The 2,874-nt window shown below is 77.6% G+C and carries 1 protein-coding gene; it reads left to right on the top strand.

Going from position 1 to position 2,874, the window contains the following annotated elements:
* Window positions 1-23 precede the first annotated feature (23 nt).
* A partial coding sequence (locus ABD323_RS40275) for an SDR family NAD(P)-dependent oxidoreductase (RefSeq protein WP_344447082.1) occupies window positions 24-2,874 on the top strand: 2,851 nt, incomplete at its 3' end.

Below are 2,874 nucleotides of genomic sequence, written 5' to 3'. Positions count from 1 at the left end.
AGTGGGCGGATCCGGAGTACTGGGTGCGTCAGGTCCGTGAGGGTGTCCGGTTCGCCGACGCCGTGCGGGAGTTGGACACCGCCGGGGTCACCGACCTGATCGAGCTCGGCCCGGACGGCACGCTGACGGCGCTGGCCGGCGGGATCCTGGCCGAGTCGGCCACCGCGGTGGCCACCCTGCACCGGGAGCACCCGGAGGCCGACACCCTGCTCACGGCGCTGGCCAGGGTGTACGTCCGTGGTCACGCGGTTGACTGGGCGGCCCTGTTCGGTCCGGCCCGCCCGCCGCGCGTGGAGCTGCCGACCTACCCCTTCCAGCGCACCCGCTACTGGCTGGACGCGAGCCGCTCGCCCGAGCACGCCGCCGGCGTCCAGGCCGCGCCGGACGGTGCCTTCTGGGAGCTGGTCGCCGGGCAGGACAGCGGCCGGCTGGCCGAGGCGATCGGCGTGACCGGCGAGCAACTGGAGCCGGTGCTGCCGGCGCTGGCCGCCTGGTCGGACCGCCGGCGCAGCGCCACGGCCGCCGACAGCTGGCGGCACCGGGTGCTCTGGCGCTCCGTCCCGGTCCCCGCGACCGGGCGGCTGACCGGTGACTGGCTGGTGGCGGCGCCCCCGGGCGTGACCGGGCACCCGTGGGTCGAGGGCCTCAGCCGCGCGCTGGTCGCGCGCGGCGCCCGGCCGGTGCTGCTGGAGGCCGGCCCGCACCGCTCCGAGCTGGCCGCGCGGATCCGCGCGCTCGGCTCCCCGGCCGGCGTCGTCTCGCTGCTGGGCCTCGGCGAGGGCAGCCACCCCGAGTTCCCGGCCGTGCCGTGGACGCACGCCGCCAACCTCGCGCTGACCCAGGCGCTGGAGGACGCGGGCGCGGCGGTGCCGCTCTGGTACGTCAGCCGCGGCGCCGTCTCCACCGGCCCGTCCGACCCGGTGACCGAGCCGGCCCAGGCGCTGGTCTGGGGCTTCGCCGCGATCCTCGCGGTGGAGAGCCCGGCTCAGTACGGCGGGCTGCTCGACCTGCCGTCCGAGGCCGACGACCGTCTCTGGGAGCAGGCCGCCGCGCTGCTGGCCGACCCCTCCGAGCAGCGCGAGGGCGAGCTCGCCCTGCGCCCGGCCGGAGTCTTCGCCCGCCGGCTGGTCCCGGCCGTGCCCCTCGCCGCCGGCGCGAGCGAGGGCTGGCGGCCGAGCGGGACCACCCTGATCACCGGCGGCACCGGCGCGCTCGGTGGCCACGTGGCCCGCTGGCTCGCCGGCCGGGGCGCCGAGCACCTGCTGCTGGTCAGCCGGCGCGGTGTCGAGGCCCCCGGGGCGGCCGTGCTGGCCGCCGAACTCGCCGCACTCGGAACCTCGGTGAGCTTCGCGGCTGCCGACGTCGCGGACCGCGAGGAGCTGGCCGCGGTGCTGGCCTCGGTGCCCGCCGACCGACCGCTCACCGCCGTGGTGCACACCGCCGCCGCCCTGCACGACGGCCTGATCGCCGGCCTGACCGCCGAGCAGCTGGACCTCGCGCTGCGGGCCAAGGTGCGGGCGGCCCAGCTGCTGCACGAGTTGACGCTCGATCAGAACCTCACGGCCTTCGTGCTCTTCTCCTCGCTGGCGGGTCTGCGCGGCATCCCCGGGCAGGCCAACTACGCGCCCGGCAACGCCTACCTGGACGCGCTGGCCGACCAGCGCCGGGCCGCCGGGCTGCCCGCCACCGCCATCGCGTGGGGCCACTGGGCCGGGGCCGGGCTCGCGGCGGAGGGCGCCGAGCGGCAACTGCTGCGGCACGGCCTGGTCTCGCTGCCGCCCGAGCAGGCGGTGACGCTGCTCGGCGACGCGCTCGACCGCGGCGAGAGCCACCTGGTGGTCGCCGACGCCGACTGGTCACTGCTCTTCGGCGACCGCTTCCACCCGCTGGCCGCGGAGCTGGTCCGCCGCTCCGACAGCGGCTCGGAGGGCCGAGCGGGTGCGGCCGAGCCGGACGGCCTGGTCCGGCGGCTCGCCGGGCACCCGCCCGGCGAGCGGGGCCCGGCGCTTCTCCGCGTGATCCCGGCGCCGGCCGGCCTGGTCCGGCGGCTCCCCGGGCCCCCGGCCGGCGAGCGGCGCCGGGCGCTGCTCGGCGTGATCCGGGCGCAGGCCGCCGCCGTCCAGCGGCGCGCGTCGGCGGAGGCGATCGACCCGGACCGGGCCTTCCGGCTGCAGGGCTTCGACTCGCTCACGGCCGTCGAGTTCCGCAACCGGCTGAGCACCGCGCTCGACCACCGGCTGCCCGCCACGCTGGTCTTCGACTACCCGACGCCCGCCGCGCTCGCCGACTGGCTGGGCCAGGAGCTCTGGGACACCGAGACCGCCGAGGCCCTGCCGGCCCCGGCGGTGCACGCGGCCGAGGACGACCCGGTCGTGATCGTCGGCATGGCCTGCCGGTTCCCCGGTGGCGTGGAGTCGCCCGACGACCTCTGGCGGCTGGTCAGCGAGGAGGTGGACGCGCTCACCGAGTTCCCGACCGACCGCGGCTGGGACCTCGAGGCCCTCTACAGCCCCGACCCCGACCGGACCGGTACCTCGTACTCCCGGCACGGCGGATTCCTCGACGGCGTCGGCGACTTCGACGCGGAGTTCTTCGGCATCCCGCCGCGCGAGGCGCCCGCCGTCGACCCGCAGCAGCGGCTGCTGCTGGAGACCACCTGGCAGCTCCTCGAGCGGGCCGGCATCGACCCGACCGCGCTGCGCGGCAGCCGGACCGGCGTCTTCGCCGGGATCTCCGGCCGCGACTACGCCGGCGCCGGTCAGCAGGTCCCGGCCGAGCTGGAGGCGTACCTGGGGATCGGCAACGCGGGCAGCGTGGCCTCGGGGCGGATCTCCTACACCTTCGGCTTCGAGGGTCCGGCGGTCACCGTGGACA

Source organism: Kitasatospora nipponensis (assembly GCF_039528135.1).
In the GTDB taxonomy this organism is placed as follows: Bacteria; Actinomycetota; Actinomycetes; order Streptomycetales; family Streptomycetaceae; genus Kitasatospora; species Kitasatospora nipponensis.
The sequence above is the reverse complement of the archived record's forward strand: the minus strand, read 5'-3'. Positions and strand labels throughout refer to the sequence as shown.